The following is a 263-nucleotide window of genomic DNA, read 5'->3' as shown; positions in this document are numbered from 1 at the left end:
ACCTAAGCATACCCACCCATTTGAATTGACTTTATATAATCGATCAACAATTTACCATCGCCACTAACACAAACCCCTAAAGCTGTGATATTACCGAATGCGGGTATAGGCTCTTGAGTAAACCAAGAGATGACCTTATTGGCATCACCTGAAAAACTCAGTAATACAGGGATCAGGTAATCTTGGTCATCAATTGTAAAATAACACTCAAGAAGTGCTTTGAGTTGTTGATATGAAGCTTCTTGGGTCGTTGTCATCAGTAG

1 pseudogene is annotated in these 263 nt (G+C 39.2%); it reads right to left on the bottom strand.

Annotated elements, in window-relative coordinates:
* Positions 1-2: 2 nt before the first annotated feature.
* Positions 3-263: pseudogene (locus AAEY98_RS22420) on the bottom strand (hypothetical protein); the annotation flags it as partial.

Origin of the sequence: Shewanella sp. AC91-MNA-CIBAN-0169 (assembly GCF_040310165.1) — a bacterium.
Lineage (GTDB): Bacteria > Pseudomonadota > Gammaproteobacteria > Enterobacterales > Shewanellaceae > Shewanella.
Note: the sequence above shows the minus strand (reverse complement) of the source record. Positions and strands in the feature narration are given on the sequence as shown.